Genomic DNA, 2,902 nt, shown 5'->3' on the forward strand with positions numbered 1-2,902 from the left:
CTGAATCGATGCCCGTCGAACAATCCAATACAGTCCGAAGTAAAGGAGCAGACCGCCTACCGCCGTAGTCAGCCAGATTACCCAGTGGCCACGATTGAGCCGCTCGCTTAGATCGGCCGGCTCCTTGTAAGTTTCCACCACTGCCAGCGTATTCCCCAAATCATCTAGCAGGGGGATGTAGCTCTCGATGAAGAACATTTTGGGAGCGAGCAAAAACTGCTGCTCGGGACGGCGTTCATCCGCAAGGCTGTATTTGGTAGAAACCCGGTCTTTCGAGTTGAATGCCGCTTCAAGCGCCGGGTCGTTCAGATATTYTTGTCCGATAAGCTGCGGATTGGTCGACCACATCACTGTCCGAAGAGGGGAGTAGATGTTAATCAGCAGTGAGTCCGGGAGGTGAGCAAGATGGTCGAGGAACTCGGCGCGGGCACGGTGCCTGTTCTGTGATATTTCGTCCGACATTCCATATTGGGCTGGTGCCAGGACTTCGCCCATCCGCATCCCGGCCAACTCGTGGTGACGTATCTCACCCAAGGCAATGGTCTGGATAAATTGCGCTGACAACAGGGCGTCGCGCTCCAGGCTTTCGATAACCAGGAAACGGGTCGACACTGAACCCAGCCCGATAGCTATCGTGCTGATCAGAACGAAGCTGACGATCGAAAACCATCGCAAGAGGCTGGGTGGATTGATTGGCGCAATTGAGTCGGCTGTGCCCCGTTCCAGGTGTCTGACAAAGGCTGAAATTGGTTGAATGCGGCGTGTCATAGGCATGCGGCTTATCCCGATTTTAGCTGCTCGAACCACTTATCAGTTCCAGGTAAATACCGAGCATTCTCTGTGCCAAAAAACCAGGACCGACATAACGTCGGTAGGACAACCCGTAATCGTTCTGTTTGTGCCTGCAACGGACTAAATCGAATTTCCTGGCCGCATGCGAGAAAGCGCATGTCTGGGGATATAGCGCCAACTTTGGGGATAATTCCCCTGTACATCTCCCGCTGTGGCGAGGATTTAACTGCTCGCCACAGTGGGTCGTGCTTACTCCTTCAACTCAACCTTATCCARSGCCTGATTCACCGCCAATTCCCCCARCATCACCACYTGSGTAATCCCCARCAGRGTCTTGCGGTGTGAGTTCTCCAAYARCGCCGCRAAATTGCTGAGCATRGTGGTGGCCGAWCCCAGKGATTCGCTGGCGTTGGCCAGCAGGGATTCGGTGTCGTACTTSGGGTTGGCRAGGAACATGGGTTCGGGTTCRTGGGTRCTGGCCATTATTTGGGCACTCGGGTTGAGGTAATGGTCGAGTGCGCGTTCGGCCGCTTCGTGGAATTTTTTGGAATCAAGGGATTCGTAGGGCGATGCCGGATCGGTGTCCGGTGGGTTGGGTGTTGGTTTGATCATAGATGAAACTCCGATGCTACCTAAATGGAGCCATCACCATCTCGCTACCAAACGGAGGGTGGCGGCCATGCGAAGGTTGGTAGACCGGGCATCGGAACCGGCGCCCCCGAAGGAGCCCTGCGCATGGCCACCATGGGAACTCAGTCCTGAAAAAGGACCGCCGAAGGTGACGATATGCGTCGATGCTGCGGGTCTACCAAACCCGATCACTGTTTTTCAGTGACCCAGCCACGATAGAACCCGTGCCCTAGACGCACAAGCCGGCGGATTCTGTCTTACCCGTAGGCGATGACGCAAGGCGTTGTAGCCTTTGGCTGGTAACAAGCGGCTTCGTTTAAACAGGCAGGGTTTATGTTGTTTAAGTACCAGTGAAACAGAGGCCGTCAGTCAAACGAAATCCATGTAGGAGCGAGCTTGCTCCTACAGTGGGTTGTGTTTTATCTGATGGGTATTCGCAGCTGTGCCGGGCTCACTCCAAGGCGTTGCCTGAATGTGGTCGCCATGTGCGCCTGGGAGTTGAAACCGCAGGTGTGGGCGATTTCCGCCAAGCTGGCTGTCGAATCGCGCATCAGTGCACGGGCCTTGGCCAGGCGTCGGTCGATCAGGTAACTGTGCGGGCTTTTGCCTGTCGCGTTTTTGAATGCTCGAATGAAATAGCCTTCGGACAATCCCAGTAACCCCGCCATCGCCTGTAAACCCAACTGGCCGTCGAGGCCCGCATCAATGAACTCATCGAGCAGACGCATCCGGCTGGCGGTTATAGAGCCTTGGGGCGGTGCCGACAATGCTTCGTTGTCCTGCGCCCGTTCAGCCAATGCGAGTGCCCAGGTCTCCCAATCGTCCTGTACAGAGGCTTGTAAAAGTGCGGCGCGCATGCGAAGCGCCAAGGTAATGGCTTGTTGATCAATGCGATTGTTGAAGGCCCGGTCGCCTTTCAACGCAACACCGTCGGTGCGCGAGACCTGCAGGTATTCACCGCCCTTGGGTGACTCGGACAGCACGTCACAACCTGCAGGGACGAACGCCAGGCCGTTGGGCGTGGCATCGAAGGGATGCACTCGGTCGCTGCCGATAGCGTGCAGACCTCGCTGGCTATCGAAGGCAAAGCCAATCGTCGCCTGGGTGGCGACATATCGGGTCGCATAAGCAGCGCCGGGCAGCAACTCGATCACCCATGGCCCGGCCTCGACCCGACGGACCGGTTCAGGGAGGAGAGGGGGCAGGACGCGGTTTCGATGGCTCATGAGCACCATAGTAATAAAGAGGTGACGCAAAAGTCAGGTCAGTTTTCTGAAAGCCGGCGTGAGGCGTCCGTGTCTAGACTGGGCAAAACCTATGGGAGACGAATCATGCACTCAATAACCCGCGACGATATCGAACAAGCCGCTCGCCACGTCTACCAGGTAATGCCTGCCACCGCCCAGTACGCGTGGCCCCTGCTGGCCGAGCGGTTGGGCTGCACGGTGTGGGTCAAGCACGAAAACCACACACCTACCGG

At 56.6% G+C, this 2,902-nt stretch carries 2 protein-coding genes and 2 pseudogenes; 1 reads left to right on the forward strand and 3 read right to left on the reverse strand.

Annotated features, from left to right (window positions below; translation table 11 throughout):
* The 3 genes and pseudogenes from AC1DRJ_RS23400 to AC1DRJ_RS23410 form a co-directional block, all read right to left on the reverse strand.
* Nucleotides 1-774, reverse strand: a pseudogene (locus AC1DRJ_RS23400) (two-component sensor histidine kinase); the annotation flags it as partial.
* 267 nt (nt 775-1,041) lie between these two features.
* Complete coding sequence (locus AC1DRJ_RS23405) at nt 1,042-1,404, reverse strand: DUF6124 family protein (protein ID WP_477804242.1); 363 nt, start codon at nt 1,402-1,404, stop codon at nt 1,042-1,044.
* 437 nt (nt 1,405-1,841) lie between these two features.
* On the reverse strand, nt 1,842-2,657 hold the full coding sequence (locus AC1DRJ_RS23410; protein ID WP_477804243.1) for a helix-turn-helix transcriptional regulator: 816 nt from the start codon (nt 2,655-2,657) through the stop codon (nt 1,842-1,844).
* Nucleotides 2,658-2,753: 96 nt separating this feature from the next.
* Here AC1DRJ_RS23410 and AC1DRJ_RS23415 point away from each other — a divergent pair.
* Nucleotides 2,754-2,902, forward strand: a pseudogene (locus tag AC1DRJ_RS23415) (threonine dehydratase); the annotation flags it as partial.

The sequence above is a fragment of the Pseudomonas sp. P5_B2 genome, from assembly GCF_056400445.1.

Coding starts and splice junctions, on each gene's coding strand:
- AC1DRJ_RS23410 (WP_477804243.1), bottom strand. CDS start 2,657: ATGGTGCTCATGAGCCATCGAAACCGCGTCCTGCCCCCTCTCCTCCCT.